Genomic DNA, 16,559 nt, shown 5'->3' with positions numbered 1-16,559 from the left:
CTCACAGCCCCACCCGCTGGATCATCAGCCAGCCCGACACCGCGAACACGAAGAACAGCGACAGCGGCAGGAAAATCTTCCAGCCCAGGCGCATCAGCTGGTCATAGCGGTAGCGCGGGACGGTCGCCTTGATCCACGAGAAGATGAAGAAGAAGACGAGGATCTTGATGAACAGCCAGAGGATGCCCGGCACCGCGTAAAGGATCGGGATGTCCAGCGGCGGGAGATAACCGCCCCAGAACAGCAGCGCGTTGAGCGTGCACATCAGGATGACGTTGGCATATTCGCCGAGCCAGTAGAGCGCGAAGGCCATCGACGAATATTCGGTCTGATAGCCCGCGACCAGCTCGCTCTCCGCCTCGGTCAGATCGAAGGGCGCGCGCGCGGTTTCGGCGAGGGCGGAGATCAGGAACACCACCGCCATCGGGAACAGCAGCGGGTTGAACCCAAAGCCGTTGAACATGCCCAGCACATGCCCCTGCTGCGCGTTGACGATGCCCGACAGGTTGAACGTCCCCGCCCACAGCACCACCGCGATCAGCACGAAGCCGATCGAGACTTCATAGCTGACCATCTGCGCCGCAGCGCGGATCGCCGAGTAGAAGGGGTATTTGGAGTTCGACGCCCAGCCGGCCAGGATCACGCCATAGACGCCCAGCGACGAGGCCGCGAGGATATAGAGCAGCCCGACATTGATGTTCGCCAGCACCACGCCCGCCTGGAACGGGATCACCGCCCACACGATCAGCGCGACGGTGAAGGTGATGATCGGCGCGAGCAGGAACAGCCCCTTGTTCGCGCTCGACGGGATGATGGTTTCCTGAAGGAAGACCTTCAAACCATCCGCGAACGACTGGAGCAGGCCGAGCGGACCGACGACGTTCGGACCGCGCCGCAGCGCCATCGCCGCCCAGATCTTGCGATCGGCATAGATGATCATCGCGACCGCCAGCATCAGCGGCAGCGCGATCAGCAGGATGCCCGCGATTGTGGCGACGAACCACGCCCACTCGAAGGACATGCCGAGGGATTGGAAGAAAGCGGTCACTCTGCGGCCTCCGCGAAATCCTGGCCGTGGATCAGTTCGGCCGAGCAGCGCTGCATCGTCGGCGATGCGCGGCAGATGGCGTTGGTCAGGTAGAAGTCGGCGATCGGGTAAGCGACCTCCCCTTCCCCCTTGGCGTCGAGCGCCGGCGGGTTCCACTCGAAGCTGGCAAGCCCTTCGCTGCCCAGCGCCGGCACCTCGGCGGCCATCGCGGCGCGCAGTTCGCCGAAGCTGTCGAACGGCAGCGTCTTGCCCATCACTTCGGACAGCGCGCGCAGGATCGTCCAGTCCTCACGCGCGTCGCCGGGGGCCGAAACCGCCTTCTCGCTGCGCTGGACCCGGCCTTCCAGGTTGACATAGGTGCCATGCTTTTCGGCATAGCTCGCGCCCGGCAGGATCACGTCCGCCGCATGCGCGCCCTTGTCGCCATGATGGCCGATATAGACGTTGAAGCTGTTGGCGAAGTTGGAAAAATCCACTTCGTCCGCGCCGATGAAGAAGGTCAGCTTCGGCTCCGCCGCGACGATATCGGCAATGCCGCCCTTCGACGCGAAACCGAGCATCAGGCCGCCCATGCGGCTCGCCGCCATGTGCAGGACGTTGAAGCCGTTCCAGCCTTCACGCACCAGGTCGAGCTTCTTGGCCAGCGCCAGTGCCGCGCCATGCCCGTTCTTGAGCGCCGCGCCGCCGACGATGACCATCGGGCGCTTGGCATCCTTGAACGCATCCGCCGCCGCCTGCGGCAGCTTGCCGAGCAGCGACAGATCGTTGCCGAGCCACGTGGTCTTGTAAGTCAGGTCGGTTTCCGGCCCGATCGCGAACACCTTCGCACCGCGCTTGATCGCCTTGCGCACACGGGTGTTCACCAGCGGCGCTTCCCAGCGCAGGTTCGTGCCGACCAGCAGGATCACGTCCGCCGTCTCGACGCCGGCAATGGTGGTGTTGAAATTCACCGCCGACAGCGACGACGTGTCATACGCCATGCCGGTCTGACGCCCTTCGAGCAGGTCCGAGCCGAACGACTGGACCAGCTTCTTGGCGGCAAAGATCGTCTCGCAATCGAGCAGATCGCCATGGATCGCGGCAACCTTGTCCCCCGCGCCCTTCGCGGCGACGGCGATGGCGGCGAACGCCTCGTCCCACGTCGCTTCGACCAGTCTGCCGTCCTTGCGGACATAGGGCTTGTCGAGCCGGCGGTAGCTGAGGCCATCGACATGGTGGCGGGTCTTGTCGTGCGCCCATTCCTCGTTCACGTCTTCGTTGATGCGCGGCAGGACGCGCAACACGCCGCGACCGCGGCTGTCGATGCGGATGTTGGTGCCGACCGCGTCCATCACGTCGATCGCCAGAGTCTTGCGCAGCTCCCACGGGCGCGCTTCGAACGCATAGGGCTTCGACGTCAGCGCACCGACCGGGCACAGATCGACGACATTGCCCGACAGTTCGGACGTCACCGCCTTCTCCAGGTAAGACGTGATCTGCATGTTCTCGCCGCGATAGATCGCGCCGATTTCCTCAACGCCCGCAACTTCTTCGGCAAAGCGGACGCAGCGGGTGCACTGGATGCAGCGGGTCATCACCGTCTTGACGATGGGACCCATGTACTTCTCGGTCACCGCGCGCTTGTTCTCGGTGTAGCGCGAATGGCCGCGACCATAAGCGACCGACTGGTCCTGCAGGTCGCACTCGCCGCCCTGATCGCAGATCGGGCAATCGAGCGGGTGATTGATCAGCAGAAACTCCATCACGCCTTCGCGCGCGGCCTTCACCATCGCGCTGTCGGTGCGGACGTCCTGGTTGTCGGCGGCGGGCAGCGCGCACGACGCCTGCGGCTTGGGCGGCCCGGGCTTCACCTCGACCAGGCACATGCGGCAATTGCCGGCGATGCTCAGCCGTTCATGATAGCAGAAACGCGGAATTTCCTTGCCCGCGGCTTCGCACGCCTGGAGCACGGTGGCGCCCTGCGGCACCTCCACTTCAATTCCGTCGACAGTCAGCTTCGGCATAACTTCAGATCCAGTTCAGGCGCCGGCGCCGGTGCGGTGCAGATACAGCCCCTCGGCCATCAGGCCGCGCAGCAATTCACGGTCGAAACCGAGCTTGGCACCCTTGGGCGTGCAGCCGGCAATCGCGGGCATCACCTTGCGCAGCGCTTCACGCTCGGCATTCGAGTTGAGCTCGGCGCGCAGCAGGGCGTCGGCACCGACCGGGTCGCGCATCGCGGCACAGCGGGTGACGTCATAGCTGGCGCGCTTTTCATCGCCGCTGCCCTGGAACGGCGCGGGCTCGCCCGTCGGTGCGGCGGGAGCGGCGGCGTAATCGGCGAGGTACAGCTGCTCGGCCAGCGCGCCGCGCAGCGACGCCGGCTTCATCTTGAGCTTGCCGCCATCACCGGCGGGGCCGCGCAGGCACGCGCTGCGATCCTTTGCCATGCGGTTCATCGCCGCCTCGGCTTCCTTGCTTTCCGGCGCGGTGGCGAGGAAGGCGCGCGCCTCCCCCTTGTCGCCGCGCACCACGCAGGCAGCGAATTGCTGCATGATGCGATAGCTGCGCGGATCGACCGACTGAACGGCGGGGGCAGCAGGCGCGGCAAGCGCCAGGGTCAGTGCCAGAATCATTCCGCAGCCTCCTGCATCGGGTTCAGTCCGCCGCCCTGCTTTTCAAGGATGCGCCGCTCCATTTCGGGGCGGAAATGCTTGATCAGGCCCTGGATCGGCCACGCCGCCGCGTCGCCGAGCGCGCAGATGGTGTGGCCTTCGACCTGCTTGGTCACGTTGAACAGCGTGTCGATCTCGCTGATGTCGGCGTCGCCGGTGCGCATCCGCTCCATCACGCGCCACATCCAGCCGGTGCCCTCACGGCACGGGGTGCACTGGCCGCAGCTTTCATGCTTGTAGAAATAGCTGATGCGGCTGATCGCGGCGACGATGTCGGTGGACTTGTCCATCACGATCACAGCCGCCGTGCCAAGGCCCGAGCCGAGCGCGCGCAGGCCGTCGAAATCCATCGGCGCGTCCATGATCTCCGCCGCCGGAACCAGTGGCACCGAGGAGCCGCCGGGGATCACCGCGAGGAGATTGTCCCACCCGCCGCGAATGCCGCCGCAATGCTTTTCGATCAGCTCGCGGAACGGGATCGACATGCTTTCCTCGACCACGCACGGCTTTTCGACGTGACCGCTGATCTGGAACAGCTTGGTGCCCTTGTTGTTCTCACGGCCGAAGCTCGCGAACCATTCGGGGCTGCGGCGCAGGATCGTCGGGGCAACGGCGATCGATTCGACATTGTTGACCGTGGTCGGGCAGCCATAAAGGCCCGCACCCGCCGGGAAGGGCGGCTTGAGCCGCGGCTGGCCCTTCTTGCCCTCCAGGCTCTCAATCATCGCGGTCTCTTCGCCGCAGATGTACGCGCCCGCGCCACGATGGCAGAAGACGTCGAAGTCATAGCCCGACCCGCAGGCATTCTTGCCCAGCAGGCCCTTGGCGTAGGCTTCCTCGATCGCCTTGAACAGCGTCTCGGCCTCACGGATATACTCGCCGCGAATGTAGATGTACGCCGCGCGCGCGCGCATCGCGAAGCCCGCGACCAGCGCGCCTTCGAGCAGCAGATGCGGGTCGTGGCGAATGATCTCGCGGTCCTTGCACGAACCCGGTTCGGATTCGTCGGCATTGATGACCAGGAAGCTCGGCCGTTCCGGCGTCGGGTTCTTGGGCATGAACGACCATTTCATGCCGGTCGGGAACCCCGCCCCACCGCGCCCGCGCAGGCCCGACGCCTTGATCTTTTCGATGATCGTGTCGGGGCCAAGGTCGAGTAGAGCCTTGGTATTGTCCCACGCGCCGCGCTTGATCGCAGCGTCAAGGGTCCACGGCTGATAGCCGTAGAGATTGGTGAAGATCCGGTCCTTGTCGCTAAGCATGTTAGCGCGGCCCTCCGATACGCTTGTTATCCTTGACCGCCAGATAGACGGCGACGCCGATGCCGATCAGCAGCAGCGGCACGAAGAGTTTCGCGGCAAGTTTGAGCACCCAGCCAAGGACGACGATGCCGCCGATGACGGCAAGGATCGTGACGATCGTGTTCTTGCTCACCATTCGCTCCTGTAATCGTGATTCTCGTTCACCATCGCGGTCAGCGTGGTCGGGCCGCCCAGCGGTTCGACGGTGTGACGGCCAGGCTCCTGCGTCCCGGCCTTGGGCGACTTGCCCTGCGCCAGCGCGTCGAGGATCGCGACGGTGCGATCGTAGTTCAGATCCTCGAAATTATCGTCGTTGATCTGGACCATCGGCGCAGAGGCGCAATTGCCCATGCACTCGACTTCGGTCAGCGTGAACAGGCCGTCGGGCGTGGTCTTGCCCTTGGCCATGCCGCGGTTCTTGCACGCGGCGAAGACCTCGTCCGACCCGCGCAGCCAGCACGGCGTCGTGCCGCACACCTGCACATGATATTTGCCGACCGGGTGCAGGTTGAACATCGTGTAGAAGGTCGCGACCTCCAGCACGCGGATCACCGCGAGGTCGAGCTCACGCGCGACGAATTCGATCACCGGGATCGGCAGCCACCCCTGCGTATCCGTCTCCGCCCCGACCTGACGCTGCGCCAGGTCGAGATAAGGGATGGTGCAGCTCATCTGCCGCCCCTCGGGATAGCGCGCACGGATGGTCGCGGCCTTGGCGGCATTCTCCGGCGTCCAGGCGAAATTGCCCCAGCGTGCGCGGAGTTCCGGCGTGTCTTCGATTGCGTGTGCGTCGGCCATTAGCGGATGAACTCCACGCGGCTCACTCTGTCGCCGCTGAAGGTGTAGATGGACATGACCTCGAACTGCTCGCCATCGGGCGCGCGCGAGACCGTTTCGTGGAGCAGCACCGTCTCCCCCAGCTCATAGCTGGCGAGGATGTCGGCGCGGTTGTGCGGGAACTGGGCGAACATCGCCTTGAGCCCCGCGCGGACGCCTTCCTTGCCCTCACGCAGCACCGCGCCGCGATAGCCCGCTTCACAGGCATCGTCGGTCATCAGCGCGACATAGGCGTCGGCATCCTGCGCGTTGTAATGCGCGATCATTGCGTGCGCGGTGGCGATGCGGGTGCTCACGGGGGCGTCGTGGAGGATGAGGGTGTCAGCCATGATTGGACGCCCTCAAGCTCGCCAAAAACTCGGCCCGCGCTCGGACACGTCGGGTCCTTCGGACGCGAAAGAACAGCGCTACGCCGATTAAAACCAAGATCGACGGCGCCGCGCCGAGGACCATGCGCATCTGATCTGAAGAGCTGGCACCTTGGAAGCCGATAGCGATCACACTACCCACAACCGTCACGAGCATAAAAACAGCTGCCCCAAAGCAAAACCGCTCCCACAGCGCGGTCGGAACACTTTGAGATGAGGGATACTTCGCCTCAATGCTCACCGGTCACACTCCCCGAACACGATATCCATCGCGCCCAGAATCGCGGTGATGTCCGCCAGCATGTGGCCGCGCGACATGAAGTCCATCGCCTGCAAATGGCTGAAGGCGGTCGGGCGGATCTTGCAGCGATAGGGTTTGTTCGACCCGTCGCTGACCATGTAGATGCCGAATTCGCCCTTGGGGCTTTCGGTCGCGACGTACACCTCGCCCGCCGGGACGTGGAAGCCCTCGGTATACAGCTTGAAGTGATGGATCAGCGCTTCCATCGACTGCTTCATCTCGGCGCGCTTGGGCGGCACCACCTTGCGGTCGAGCGACGCGATCGGGCCGGACGGCATCTCGTTCAGGCACTGTTTCATGATGCGCGCGGACTGATAGACTTCCTCGACGCGGACCATGAAGCGGTCATAGCAGTCGCCGCGCGTGCCGACCGGGATTTCGAAATCCATGCGGTCATACACGTCATAGGGCTGCGACTTGCGCAGATCCCACGGGATGCCGGCGGCGCGGATCATCGGGCCGGAAAAGCCCCATTTGACCGCGTCGTCGCGATTGACGATCGCGATGTCGACGTTGCGCTGCTTGAAGATGCGGTTTTCCGCGACCAGGCTGATCGCGTCGCCGAACAGCTGCGGCAGGCGCGTGTCGAGCCAGTCGCCGATATCGGTGAGCAGCTTGAGCGGCACGTCCTGATGCACGCCGCCCGGGCGCAGATAATTGTGGTGCATGCGCGCGCCGGACATGCGCTCGAAGAAGTTGAGGCAATCCTCGCGCAGTTCGAACATCCACAGGTTCGGCGTCATCGCGCCGACGTCCATGACGTGCGCGCCGAGGTTGAGCATGTGGTTGCAGATGCGGGTCAGCTCGGCGAAGAACACGCGCAGATATTGCGCGCGCACCGGCACTTCGAGGTCGAGCAGCTTTTCGACCGCGAGCACGAAGCTGTGCTCCATCGCCAGCGGCGAGCAATAGTCGAGGCGGTCCATGTACGGGAGCGCCTGCGTATAGGTCTTGTACTCGATCAGCTTTTCGGTGCCGCGATGGAGCAGGCCGACATGCGGGTCGATCCGCTCGATAATCTCGCCGTCCAGCTCGGTGACGAGGCGCAGCACGCCGTGCGCCGCCGGGTGCTGCGGGCCGAAGTTGATCGTGTAGTTGGCGATCGCGGTATCGCCCACGCTGGGGTCAGCGGCGTCGGTGCGACCGGCGATTTCGTCGAGATACTCGGACATTACGCTTCACCCTCCCCCTTGGGCTTGCGCGGGGCGCGCGGCTTGCGGGGCTTCTTGGCATCTTCCTGCGGCACGTCGGACTCGACCGGCGCCGGACCTGCATGGGGCGAGGCCTTGCCGATGCCGGTGTCCTCGGGACCGTCGCTGGTCTTGGGCTTGCGCACGCGCGCCTTGACCGGCTTCACCGAATCGTCGGCTTCCCTGACCTGATCGGCGGTCGCAGGAGTCGGCGCGCCCTTTGCCTCGGGGGCAGCGGCGGGCTTGTCTTCGACCTTCGCCGCAGGCGGCGGAGCCGGAGGTGCGGGCGGCGGCGGGGGTGCGACGTATTTCTCGTCGCCGGGCAGCACGTATTGCGCGCCTTCCCACGGGCTCATGAAATCGAAATTGCGGAAATCCTGCGCCAGCTGCACCGGCTCGTAGACCACGCGCTTTTCGGCTTCGGAGTAGCGCAGCTCGACGAACCCGGAGAGCGGGAAGTCCTTGCGCTGCGGATGCCCGCGAAAGCCATAGTCGGTCAGGATGCGGCGCAGGTCGCTATTCCCCTCGAACAGCACGCCGTACATGTCGTATACTTCGCGCTCGAGCCAGCCGGCGACCGGCCAGATCGACGTTACCGACGGCACCGGCTGCAGCTCGTCCGTCGTCACGCGGACGCGGATGCGGTGGTTGCGGGTGTAGCTGAGCAGCATGTAGCAGACATCGAACCGCTCGGCGCGCTCGGGGTAATCGACCCCGGCGATTTCCATCAGCGCCTGATAGTGCAGGCCAGCGCCATCGCGCAGCGCGATCATCGCCTCGACCAGCCGCGTGCGATCGACGGTCAGATTGACCTCACCGACCAGATCCGTCGCCTCGATCAGCATGTCGCCCAGCGCAGCCTGCGCCGCCGCGATCACGCCGTCATTGGCGGCATATTTGGGAGCAGGCGCCTTCACCGCGTCACCGTCCCGATCCGGCGGATCTTACGCTGAAGCTGCATCACGCCGTACAGCAGCGCCTCGGCAGTCGGCGGGCAGCCGGGGACATAGATGTCGACCGGCACGATCCGGTCACAGCCGCGCACGACGCTGTAGCTGTAATGGTAATAGCCGCCGCCATTGGCGCAGCTGCCCATCGAGATGACGTATTTCGGCTCCGACATCTGGTCGTAGACGCGGCGCAGCGCCGGGGCCATCTTGTTGCACAGCGTGCCAGCGACGATCATCACGTCCGACTGGCGCGGCGATGCGCGCGGGGCGGCGCCGAACCGCTCCATGTCATAGCGCGGCATGTTGACGTGGATCATCTCGACCGCGCAGCAGGCAAGGCCGAAGGTCATCCACCACAGCGAGCCGGTGCGTGCCCATTGGAACAGCTCCTCGGTCGAGGTGACGAGGAAACCCTTGTCATTCAGTTCGCCATTCAGGTCGTTGAAGAACGCCTGATCGGGCTGCACCACTGCGCCGCCCGTCATGGGCTGGCCCTGGGCATTGAGGATCGGAGAGGTCGTATTCATCTGGCTCATTCCCAATCCAGCGCGCCGACCTTCCACGCATAAGCGAGGCCCAGCGCGAGTTCGGCGATGAAGATCATCATGCTGATCCACGCGGCCCAGCCCAGGTCGAACACCGTGACCGCCCAGGGAAACAGGAACGCCGCTTCCAGATCGAAGATGATGAAGAGGATCGCGACGAGGTAGAAGCGCACGTCGAACTGGCTGCGCGAATCCTCGAACGCGGGGAAGCCGCATTCATATTCGGTGAGCTTCTCGGGCGTCGGCTGATGCGCGCCGGTGAAGCGGGCTGCGATCATGGGCAGGAAGACAAAGGCGCTCGACAGCACCAGGGCCACCCCCAGGAACAGCAGGATCGGCAGATATTCGATAAGGTCGACCAAGACGGCCCCTCGCGGTTGCGGAATCTTCGGGTCGCTTTAGGCCGATGGCAGGGGGGCATCAAGGGCGGAAAGCCTTGAGAATCACTCGCAACTACGCGGTCATCGGAAGGGCATCGCCACCAGCGTGCCGGCACCGCGCGGCGGCTGGTCCGGCTTGCTCGCCGCGGGCCAGCCGGCATCGGCAACGATCAGCAGGCGCCGACCGTCGCTGGCGAGTTGAGTCGGGTCGGCAAGCGGCGCGCCACGATGCACGACCGCGACCGCGATCTGCGCCCCGGTGATGCGGAAGCGGAGCAGCGATCCGGGGCTGCTGCCGTTATGGATCGCGTAATAATCCGCCCCCACGCGAACGAGCCCGTCGAGCCCGCGCAGCGGCTTGCCATCCGCCATCGGGAGCAATGTCCGTACCTGCGTCTTCAGGTCGATGGTCGCGACGCCACGGCCATAATCGGCGACGATCAAATGCTTACCATCGGGGCTGAGCGCGCTTCCCTGCGCCGACCGCGCAATGCCCGGGGCGATCAGCGGGTCGAGCGTGTTGCCATTCAGGCGATAGACCGCCCCGTTGAGACTGTCGGACACGAACACCGCACCGCCCGCTGCCGCGACATCGCCAGGGTGAAAGCCGGGCCCGGCCGAGAGCCTGGCCTTGAGCCGCCCGCTACGGTCGAGCGCGATCAGCGCACCGGAGTCGCATTTCGCCACGCCGGGGAGGTCGGGACAGTCGGTGGCGACCCACAGCCAGTTGCGGCGCGAATCCCATGCCAGTCCCAGCGGGTGCAGCGTACCAGCCGGCATCGCGATGCGGCTGTCGCCCTTCCCCGCCCGGTGGGCCAGGATGGTGCGATCGAGCACACTCGACAGCCAGATGGTCCGGCCATCGGTCGCCACCCCTTCGATCAGGCGATGCTGCGCAGGCGCGGAATAGACGGTTTCGGGAGCGTCCGCCGAGGCCGTCAGGGCCAGCAGCAGCGTTCCCGCGCGGATCACCGCAGCGACCCGGCGAGCAGCTTGTGCAGTTTCGAATGGATCGCGTCGGTCGCGGCCAGAATCTCGCCCTTGGCATGGGCATTGTCGGTGCCGCGGAAGTCGGTGACGAAGCCACCCGCTTCCTTGACCAGCAGGATACCGGCTGCGGTGTCCCACGGCTTCAGGCCGCTTTCCCAGAACCCGTCATAGCGGCCCGCCGCGACCCAGGCGAGGTCGAGCGCGGCCGAACCGAAGCGGCGGATGCCGGCGACTTCAGGCGCAACCGCACCGAAAATGCGGCTCCACTCGGCGAAATTGCCATGGCCCAGGAACGGGATGCCGGTCGCGATCAGCGCATCGGCGAGGTCGCGGCGCGACGAGACGCGCAGCCGCTGGTCCTGCAACCACGCGCCCCGGCCCTTCTCGGCCCAGAAGCTCTCGTCGGTCAGCGGCTGATAGACATAGCCGTGCGTGATCTCGGGCTTGCCCTGCGCCCCGTGCGGATCTTCGACCGCGATCGACATGCAGAAATGCGGGATGCCGTGGAGGAAGTTGGTCGTGCCGTCGAGCGGATCGATGATCCAGCGCGGCTTGTCCGGATCGCCCGCGATCTGCCCGCGCTCCTCGACCAGGAACCCCCAATCGGGCCGCGCCTTGCGCAGTTCCTCGATCAGCGTGTCCTCGGCGCGCTTGTCGGCCATCGACACGAAATCCGCCGGCCCTTTGCGGCTGACCTGCAGCTGCTGGACTTCGTTGAAGTCGCGGCGCAGCCGGGGGCCTGCCTTGCGCGCGGCGCGCTCGATGACGGTGATGAGGCCGGAATGGGAAACCATAAAGCACCTATAGCCCTCTCCCCTTCAGGGGAGCGGGTTGGGAGAGGGGAATGAAGGAAGACAGCCCTGGAATGCAGGCCCCTCTCCCCGGCCCTCTCCCCAGAGGGGGAGAGGGAATTCGTCAGTCCGCGCGGCGGACGTAGGTCTGCTCGTACACATCGACCACGATGCGCGTGCCGCTGGCGATGTGCGGCGGGACCATGATGCGCACGCCGTTGTCGAGGATCGCGGGCTTGTAGGACGACGACGCCGTCTGCCCCTTCACCACAGCGTCGGCCTCGACGATCGTTGCCTCGATCGTGTCGGGCAGCTGCACGCTGATCGCTTCGTCCTCATAGAGTTCCATGACGACGTCCATGCCGTCCTGCAGAAACGCCGCCGCGTCGCCGAGCAGATCGCGCGGCAGCGTCGTCTGGTCGTACGTCTCCTTGTCCATGAACACGAGCATGTCGCCTTCAGGGTAGAGGAACTGGAAATCCTTGGTGTCGAGACGGATGCGCTCGACCGTCTCGGCCGAGCGGAAACGGACGTTGTTCTTGCGGCCGTCGCGGAGATTCTTCATCTCCACCTGCATATAGGCGCCGCCCTTGCCCGGCTGGGTGTGCTGGATCTTGACCGCGCGCCAGATGCCGCCTTCATATTCGATGATGTTGCCGGGACGGATGTCCACGCCGCTGATCTTCATGGGGATCGCCTACAGTGCTGAGAAAGACAAAGCCGTCGGGGTGTTCCCCAAAGGCCAAACAACGTCGCGCCCCTTAGCGACCTGCGCACGATCCGGCAAGCGGTGGCATAACAGCCGCTCCTCGACGCAGTTGGCGCTAAGGCGTCCCGCCGAGCGCCTGCCACAGCACGACCCGCGCGCGCCCGGCGCGTCCCTCCGCCGCCGCTGCCCGCTCGCGACCGGCGAGTGCCTGCCGCTGCGCCTCGGTCAGCGCGGTCATGTCGGCAAGCCCGGCGCGCTGGCGTTGCGCGATCAGCCGGACGGCGCGGTCAAGCGCGATCAGTTCGCGCCGCGCCGACACTTCCTCGCGATCGGCGGCAGCGATCGCGCCATAGGCTGCCTCGGCCTCGCCCAGCGCCGTATAGACCGCGCCACGATAGGCCTGAAACGCCGCGCGCTTGCCCGCCACCGCCGCGTCGATATCCGCCGCGATCCGCCCGAAATCGAGCAACGGCGCGGCGAGCGAGGCGCCGAGCGACCCGACTAGCGACTCGCTGTCGAACAGATTGCCAAGGCCGAATGCGAGCAGCCCCAAGGAGGCATCGAGCCGCAGCGCCGGAAAGCGCCGCCGCGCCGCCGCCGCGAGGTCCGCATCCTGCGCCTCCAGGATCGCCGCCGCCGCAAGAATGTCAGGCCGGTTCTGCAACAGGGTCGCCGGCAATGCGGGCGGCGCGGGGTAGATGATCGCCGCGGGAGCTGGCAGCGGTTCGCCTGGCTCGACGAACACCGGTTGCGGCGGCATCCGCAGCGCGGCGCGCACGCGTTCCGCATCCTGTGCCGTGAGGGTGGTCAGCCGCCCGATCAGTCGCGCTTCTTCGCCTGCCAGCGCCGCCAGCCGGGTCCGCGCAGTCTCTGCCAGCGCGCGCGCCTGCACCGGATCGAGGCCGGAGACGAGGCCCGCGCGCGCACGGCTGCCAGCCAGCGCGCCCAGCCGCTCGGCCGCCGCGAGATCCTCGGTCAGCGCATCGCGGCGCGCCGACAGCGTGCGCCAGTCAATCACGGATGCGGCGATTTCGCCGACCAGCGCGATCCGCACTGCCTGCGCCGAAGCGGTGGCGGCGTCGAGCCGCGCCTGCGCCGCCCGCTGCTGCGCCCGCACGCGTCCGAACAAGTCGACGTCCCATTGCGCGGTCAGGTTGGCAGCATAGCTCGCGCGTTCCGCCGCGATCTCGACACCGGGAGGCAGGCTCGCGCCGAACTGGTCGGGGTTGCTGCGCGTGCCGGTCACCGCGCCATTGGCACCGATGGTCGGCAGCGCCTCCGCCCGCGCCCGCCCGAGCCGCGCGCGCGCCTCATCGACCCGCGCCAGCGCTTCGCCAAGGGTCGGCGCGCTCGCCAGTGCCGCGCGCGACAGCCGCAGAAACCCCGGATCGCCGTTCGGCAACAAGTCGGCGACGGCACCGCCCGTTTCAGGCGGGACCAGCGCAAAACGCGCGGGCAGCTCGGGCACCGGCGTCGCGATCTCCGGAGCCGGACCTGCCACGCACCCCGCAAGGACCGCACTGAGCGCCAGCGCGGCAAGGCGTTGACCCCGGCTCATTTGCCGTCCTTGCGCGCCGGGATGAAGGCGTCGACCTGTTGCCCGACGCGGAACGCGCCATTGGTTTCGGGCAGCGCATAGATCAGCTGCAACACCCGCACATCGACCCGCTCCTGCGCGCTGTTGGTCAGCGAGCGTTTGGGTACGATCAAGGGCTCGGCGCGGACGAAGCGCGCCTCGACCCGCCGCGTGGCAGCGCCGCGCGGCGACACGATGGCCGCGGCACCCAGCGCCACGCGCGGCGCCTGTTCCTCGTCGATGTCGATTCGAACATGCAGCGGGTCGGTCGCGCCCATCTGGATAAAGGCTTGGCTGGTCCCGCCCATGGTCGAGACATATTCGCCGGGCCGGATCGCGACGGTCAGGATTTCGCCCGCGATCGGCGCGCGCACGGTCAGGCGACCAAGCTCGGTCCGCGCCGTCCCTGCCCGCGCCTGTGCCGCGGCAAGGCGCGCGCGGGCCAGCGCGACGCGCTGCGCAGCGGCGGCGGCCTCACCCTCGACCCGCACGATTTCCGCGCGCGCGACCGCGGCGGGATCGTCCACCGCGCGATACAAAGCAAGCTGGCGTTCGGCGGTCGCCCGCGCGCTCTGCGCCTCGGCAATCGCGGCGCGGGCCTCGCCGATCGCGGCGAGCGCCTCGGCCAGTTGCGCGCGCACCGCGCGGTCGTCGATCGTGAACAGCGGCTGGCCCGGCACCACGCGCACGCCCGGGCTGACCGCGACGGTCATCACCAGCCCCGACAGCGGCGCACCGATGTCGATCGTCTCGCTCGACGGTTCGACCACCCCTGCCCCGGCCACGCGCTCGGCATTGGCGAGTGCGGGCGGCGCCTTGGCCGGTTCGCGCTGCGGCGCGCTCGGGCTGCGGTCGGGCAAGCCGCCCCAGATGAACAGGGCCGCCAGCACCAGGCCCGCCACCGCGATCAGCGGCAGGATCGTCCGGGCAAAGCTCAGCTGTTTCCAGTCGGGCATCAATGGTCCTCCGGCATATGGGCGCCGTCATGAGTAATGTAACCGTCCTCCAGCCGGAGGATGCGGTCGGCGAGATCGAAGATCCGGTTGTCGTGGGTGACGATGATGCACGCGCGGTCAGGCGCGACCGCCACCTCGCGCAGCAGGTCCATCACGCGCCGACCGGAACGGGCATCGAGCGCCGCGGTCGGCTCGTCGCACACCACCAGCCGGGGGCGGTGGACCAGCGCGCGGGCAATCGCCACGCGTTGCTGCTGTCCGCCCGACAGCTGGCTGGGCAGCTTGTCGGCCTGATCGGCGATGTTGAGCGCGGCGAGCATCTCGACCGCCCGCGCGCGTGCTTCGGCCCGGGGTACGCCCTGCGCGATCAGCGGCACGGCGGCGTTGCTCGCGGCGTCGATCGACGGGATCAGATTATATTGCTGGAAGATGAAGCCGATATTGCGCAGCCGGAACGCGACCAGTTCGGCGTCCGACAGGCGGTAGATGTCGGTGCCGAAGACCTCCACCTCGCCCAGCGTCGGATAGAGGATGCCGCACATGATCGAGATCAGCGTGGTCTTCCCCGACCCGCTCTCCCCGACCAGATAGGTCAGCTCGCCGGCACGAATCTCGACGTCGATGCCATGCAGCACGGTGATCGCCTGGCTCCCCGCCATGAAGTCGCGGGTCACGCCGCGCGTGCGGATCGCCGGCTGAGTTGACGTATCGCTCACCGGAACACCGCCGCCGGTTCGGTCTTGAGTACGCGACGCAACGCGATCCAGCCGGTGAGCGCAAGGATCAGTACGACTGCGGCAAGGCTGATCAGGGGGATCTGCCAGGGGATGTAGAAACCCTTGAAGGTCGGGACGGCAGAGAAGCTCCAGATGAACGCGATCGTGCCGAGCACGCCGAGGCCATAGCCGATCAGGCCGACCAGTGCCGCCTGTGCCGCGACCATGCGGCGGATCGTGCCATTGGCCACACCGATCGCCTTCAGCGCGCCGAACTGCTTGATATTGTCGCGGATGAACAGGCTGAAGGTCAGCCCAACGATCGCCACGCCGACAACGAAGCCGAGCGCGACGGTAATCCCGAAATTGAGCGGAATGCCGGTATTTTCGACGATGAAATCGATCCCGTCCTGCGCAAACTGATCACGGGTGCGCGCGCGCAGCCCCGTCTCTGCCTCGATCCGCGTCACCAGCTGCTGATGATCCACGCCCGGCGCGGCGCCGACCAGCACGAACGACAGCCGGTTGCGCGTGCCGGGCACATAGCGCAGCGCCTGACTGTATTTGGTGTAGAGCGTGACCTGGCTGGTGAAGCTCGGCACCGCATCGGCGATACCGCGGATCACCGCGCGCTGGTCGTTCAGCTCCAGTCGCTCGCCGATCGGGCTGCGGCCATCCTCGAACATGTTGGTGGTACCGACATCGTCGATGATCACCGTGTCGGGGCGCGACAGCACATCGATGCTGCCTTGCGCCATCCGCCGCGGCAGTCCGATCAGCGTCGCGTCGTCCACCCCGACGATCGCCACGCCCTCAAGGTCGCCGTCGCCGGTGCGTACCGACGCGGTCGCGCGCAGATGCGGCGCGGCCCATTCGACCCCCGGGACCGACCGCACCTTGTCGAGCGCGGTGCTGGGCATCGGATAGGCAACGTCGGTGGTGCGGCTGACCCGGTCCATCACCCAGATATCGGCCGCCGGTACGTTAAACACCGCGCTCGCGCCGCGTTCGAGCAGATTGACGAAGATCGTCAGCTGCTGGGTGATGAGCAGCGTGGAAAAGGCGATGCCAAACACCAGTCCATAGAATTTCTGGCCGTCGCCGGTGAGCATGCGGATGGCAATCCAGATCATGCGACACTGCCCCCTGCTTGCGCCATGGCATCGAATCAGGCTAGATTGAACGTTGTCGTTCAAATGAACGGGACCGTTCACTCTGTCAAGCGAAACCCTTACGCGTGCGCAACG

The 16,559-nt window shown here is 66.4% G+C and carries 18 protein-coding genes; all 18 read right to left on the bottom strand.

The genetic code is table 11. The annotated features are described in order from the left end of the window. Position 1 precedes the first annotated feature (1 nt). On the bottom strand, positions 2-1,048 hold the full coding sequence (nuoH, locus tag J2Y54_RS15405) for an NADH-quinone oxidoreductase subunit NuoH (protein ID WP_310040993.1): 1,047 nt from the start codon (positions 1,046-1,048) through the stop codon (positions 2-4). After that, positions 1,045-3,051 carry an NADH-quinone oxidoreductase subunit NuoG gene (nuoG, locus tag J2Y54_RS15400; protein ID WP_310040992.1) on the bottom strand — a complete coding sequence of 669 codons (2,007 nt, stop codon included), beginning with the start codon at positions 3,049-3,051 and terminating at the stop codon, positions 1,045-1,047. The genes nuoH and nuoG overlap by 4 nt, the downstream gene beginning before the upstream one ends. A 15-nt stretch (positions 3,052-3,066) precedes the next feature. Beyond that, the gene (locus J2Y54_RS15395) at positions 3,067-3,663 is read right to left on the bottom strand and encodes a hypothetical protein (protein ID WP_310040991.1); all 597 of its coding nucleotides are present in this window, start codon (positions 3,661-3,663) and stop codon (positions 3,067-3,069) included. Continuing rightward, entirely contained in the window at positions 3,660-4,964 is a 1,305-nt protein-coding gene (gene nuoF, locus J2Y54_RS15390; protein WP_310040989.1) for an NADH-quinone oxidoreductase subunit NuoF, read from the bottom strand. The genes J2Y54_RS15395 and nuoF overlap by 4 nt, the downstream gene beginning before the upstream one ends. Before the next feature lies 1 nt (position 4,965). Then, positions 4,966-5,136 (bottom strand): hypothetical protein, encoded by a 171-nt coding sequence (locus J2Y54_RS15385; protein WP_310040988.1) that lies wholly within the window; start codon positions 5,134-5,136, stop codon positions 4,966-4,968. After that, positions 5,133-5,801 carry an NAD(P)H-dependent oxidoreductase subunit E gene (locus J2Y54_RS15380; protein WP_310040987.1) on the bottom strand — a complete coding sequence of 223 codons (669 nt, stop codon included), beginning with the start codon at positions 5,799-5,801 and terminating at the stop codon, positions 5,133-5,135. Before J2Y54_RS15380 ends, J2Y54_RS15385 begins: the two co-directional genes overlap by 4 nt. After that, positions 5,801-6,169 (bottom strand): nuclear transport factor 2 family protein, encoded by a 369-nt coding sequence (locus tag J2Y54_RS15375; RefSeq protein WP_310040986.1) that lies wholly within the window; start codon positions 6,167-6,169, stop codon positions 5,801-5,803. Before J2Y54_RS15375 ends, J2Y54_RS15380 begins: the two co-directional genes overlap by 1 nt. A gap of 276 nt (positions 6,170-6,445) precedes the next feature. After that, on the bottom strand, positions 6,446-7,681 hold the full coding sequence (locus J2Y54_RS15370) for an NADH-quinone oxidoreductase subunit D (RefSeq protein WP_310040985.1): 1,236 nt from the start codon (positions 7,679-7,681) through the stop codon (positions 6,446-6,448). Then, positions 7,681-8,616, bottom strand: a complete 936-nt coding sequence (locus J2Y54_RS15365) for an NADH-quinone oxidoreductase subunit C (RefSeq protein ID WP_310040984.1) — start codon at positions 8,614-8,616, stop codon at positions 7,681-7,683. Before J2Y54_RS15365 ends, J2Y54_RS15370 begins: the two co-directional genes overlap by 1 nt. Further along, positions 8,613-9,176: an NADH-quinone oxidoreductase subunit B family protein gene (locus tag J2Y54_RS15360; protein WP_310040983.1), complete on the bottom strand. Its 564-nt coding sequence runs from the start codon at positions 9,174-9,176 to the stop codon at positions 8,613-8,615. The genes J2Y54_RS15365 and J2Y54_RS15360 overlap by 4 nt, the downstream gene beginning before the upstream one ends. A 5-nt stretch (positions 9,177-9,181) precedes the next feature. Beyond that, a complete protein-coding gene (gene ndhC, locus J2Y54_RS15355) occupies positions 9,182-9,556 on the bottom strand; it encodes an NADH-quinone oxidoreductase subunit A (RefSeq protein WP_066663173.1) in 375 nt (124 codons plus the stop codon). 99 nt (positions 9,557-9,655) lie between these two features. After that, positions 9,656-10,546 (bottom strand): hypothetical protein, encoded by an 891-nt coding sequence (locus tag J2Y54_RS15350; RefSeq protein WP_310040982.1) that lies wholly within the window; start codon positions 10,544-10,546, stop codon positions 9,656-9,658. After that, complete coding sequence (locus J2Y54_RS15345) at positions 10,543-11,358, bottom strand: inositol monophosphatase family protein (RefSeq protein WP_310040981.1); 816 nt, start codon at positions 11,356-11,358, stop codon at positions 10,543-10,545. The genes J2Y54_RS15350 and J2Y54_RS15345 overlap by 4 nt, the downstream gene beginning before the upstream one ends. Positions 11,359-11,479: 121 nt before the next feature. Continuing rightward, complete coding sequence (gene efp, locus J2Y54_RS15340; protein WP_066576045.1) at positions 11,480-12,043, bottom strand: elongation factor P; 564 nt, start codon at positions 12,041-12,043, stop codon at positions 11,480-11,482. A gap of 136 nt (positions 12,044-12,179) precedes the next feature. Further along, the gene (locus J2Y54_RS15335) at positions 12,180-13,622 is read right to left on the bottom strand and encodes an efflux transporter outer membrane subunit (RefSeq protein WP_310040979.1); all 1,443 of its coding nucleotides are present in this window, start codon (positions 13,620-13,622) and stop codon (positions 12,180-12,182) included. After that, positions 13,619-14,596: a biotin/lipoyl-binding protein gene (locus J2Y54_RS15330; RefSeq protein ID WP_310040978.1), complete on the bottom strand. Its 978-nt coding sequence runs from the start codon at positions 14,594-14,596 to the stop codon at positions 13,619-13,621. Before J2Y54_RS15330 ends, J2Y54_RS15335 begins: the two co-directional genes overlap by 4 nt. Continuing rightward, positions 14,596-15,312, bottom strand: a complete 717-nt coding sequence (locus J2Y54_RS15325; protein WP_310040976.1) for an ABC transporter ATP-binding protein — start codon at positions 15,310-15,312, stop codon at positions 14,596-14,598. The genes J2Y54_RS15330 and J2Y54_RS15325 overlap by 1 nt, the downstream gene beginning before the upstream one ends. Beyond that, a complete protein-coding gene (locus J2Y54_RS15320; protein WP_310040975.1) occupies positions 15,309-16,445 on the bottom strand; it encodes an ABC transporter permease in 1,137 nt (378 codons plus the stop codon). Before J2Y54_RS15320 ends, J2Y54_RS15325 begins: the two co-directional genes overlap by 4 nt. Positions 16,446-16,559: the final 114 nt, after the last annotated feature.

It is taken from the genome of Sphingomonas sp. BE123, assembly GCF_031456015.1.
Lineage (GTDB): Bacteria > Pseudomonadota > Alphaproteobacteria > Sphingomonadales > Sphingomonadaceae > Sphingomonas.
The sequence above is the reverse complement of the archived record's forward strand: the minus strand, read 5'-3'. Positions and strand labels throughout refer to the sequence as shown.

Bases quoted from the DNA above. Each gene is read 5' to 3' on its own strand.
- nuoF (WP_310040989.1), bottom strand. From the start codon at position 4,964: ATGCTTAGCGACAAGGACCGGATCTTCACCAATCTCTACGGCTATCAG.
- nuoG (WP_310040992.1), bottom strand. From the start codon at position 3,051: ATGCCGAAGCTGACTGTCGACGGAATTGAAGTGGAGGTGCCGCAGGGC.
- efp (WP_066576045.1), bottom strand. From the start codon at position 12,043: ATGAAGATCAGCGGCGTGGACATCCGTCCCGGCAACATCATCGAATAT.
- J2Y54_RS15380 (WP_310040987.1), bottom strand. From the start codon at position 5,801: ATGGCCGACGCACACGCAATCGAAGACACGCCGGAACTCCGCGCACGC.
- J2Y54_RS15370 (WP_310040985.1), bottom strand. From the start codon at position 7,681: ATGTCCGAGTATCTCGACGAAATCGCCGGTCGCACCGACGCCGCTGAC.
- J2Y54_RS15375 (WP_310040986.1), bottom strand. From the start codon at position 6,169: ATGGCTGACACCCTCATCCTCCACGACGCCCCCGTGAGCACCCGCATC.
- J2Y54_RS15335 (WP_310040979.1), bottom strand. From the start codon at position 13,622: ATGAGCCGGGGTCAACGCCTTGCCGCGCTGGCGCTCAGTGCGGTCCTT.
- J2Y54_RS15345 (WP_310040981.1), bottom strand. From the start codon at position 11,358: ATGGTTTCCCATTCCGGCCTCATCACCGTCATCGAGCGCGCCGCGCGC.
- J2Y54_RS15330 (WP_310040978.1), bottom strand. From the start codon at position 14,596: ATGCCCGACTGGAAACAGCTGAGCTTTGCCCGGACGATCCTGCCGCTG.
- J2Y54_RS15395 (WP_310040991.1), bottom strand. From the start codon at position 3,663: ATGATTCTGGCACTGACCCTGGCGCTTGCCGCGCCTGCTGCCCCCGCC.
- J2Y54_RS15320 (WP_310040975.1), bottom strand. From the start codon at position 16,445: ATGATCTGGATTGCCATCCGCATGCTCACCGGCGACGGCCAGAAATTC.
- J2Y54_RS15360 (WP_310040983.1), bottom strand. From the start codon at position 9,176: ATGAATACGACCTCTCCGATCCTCAATGCCCAGGGCCAGCCCATGACG.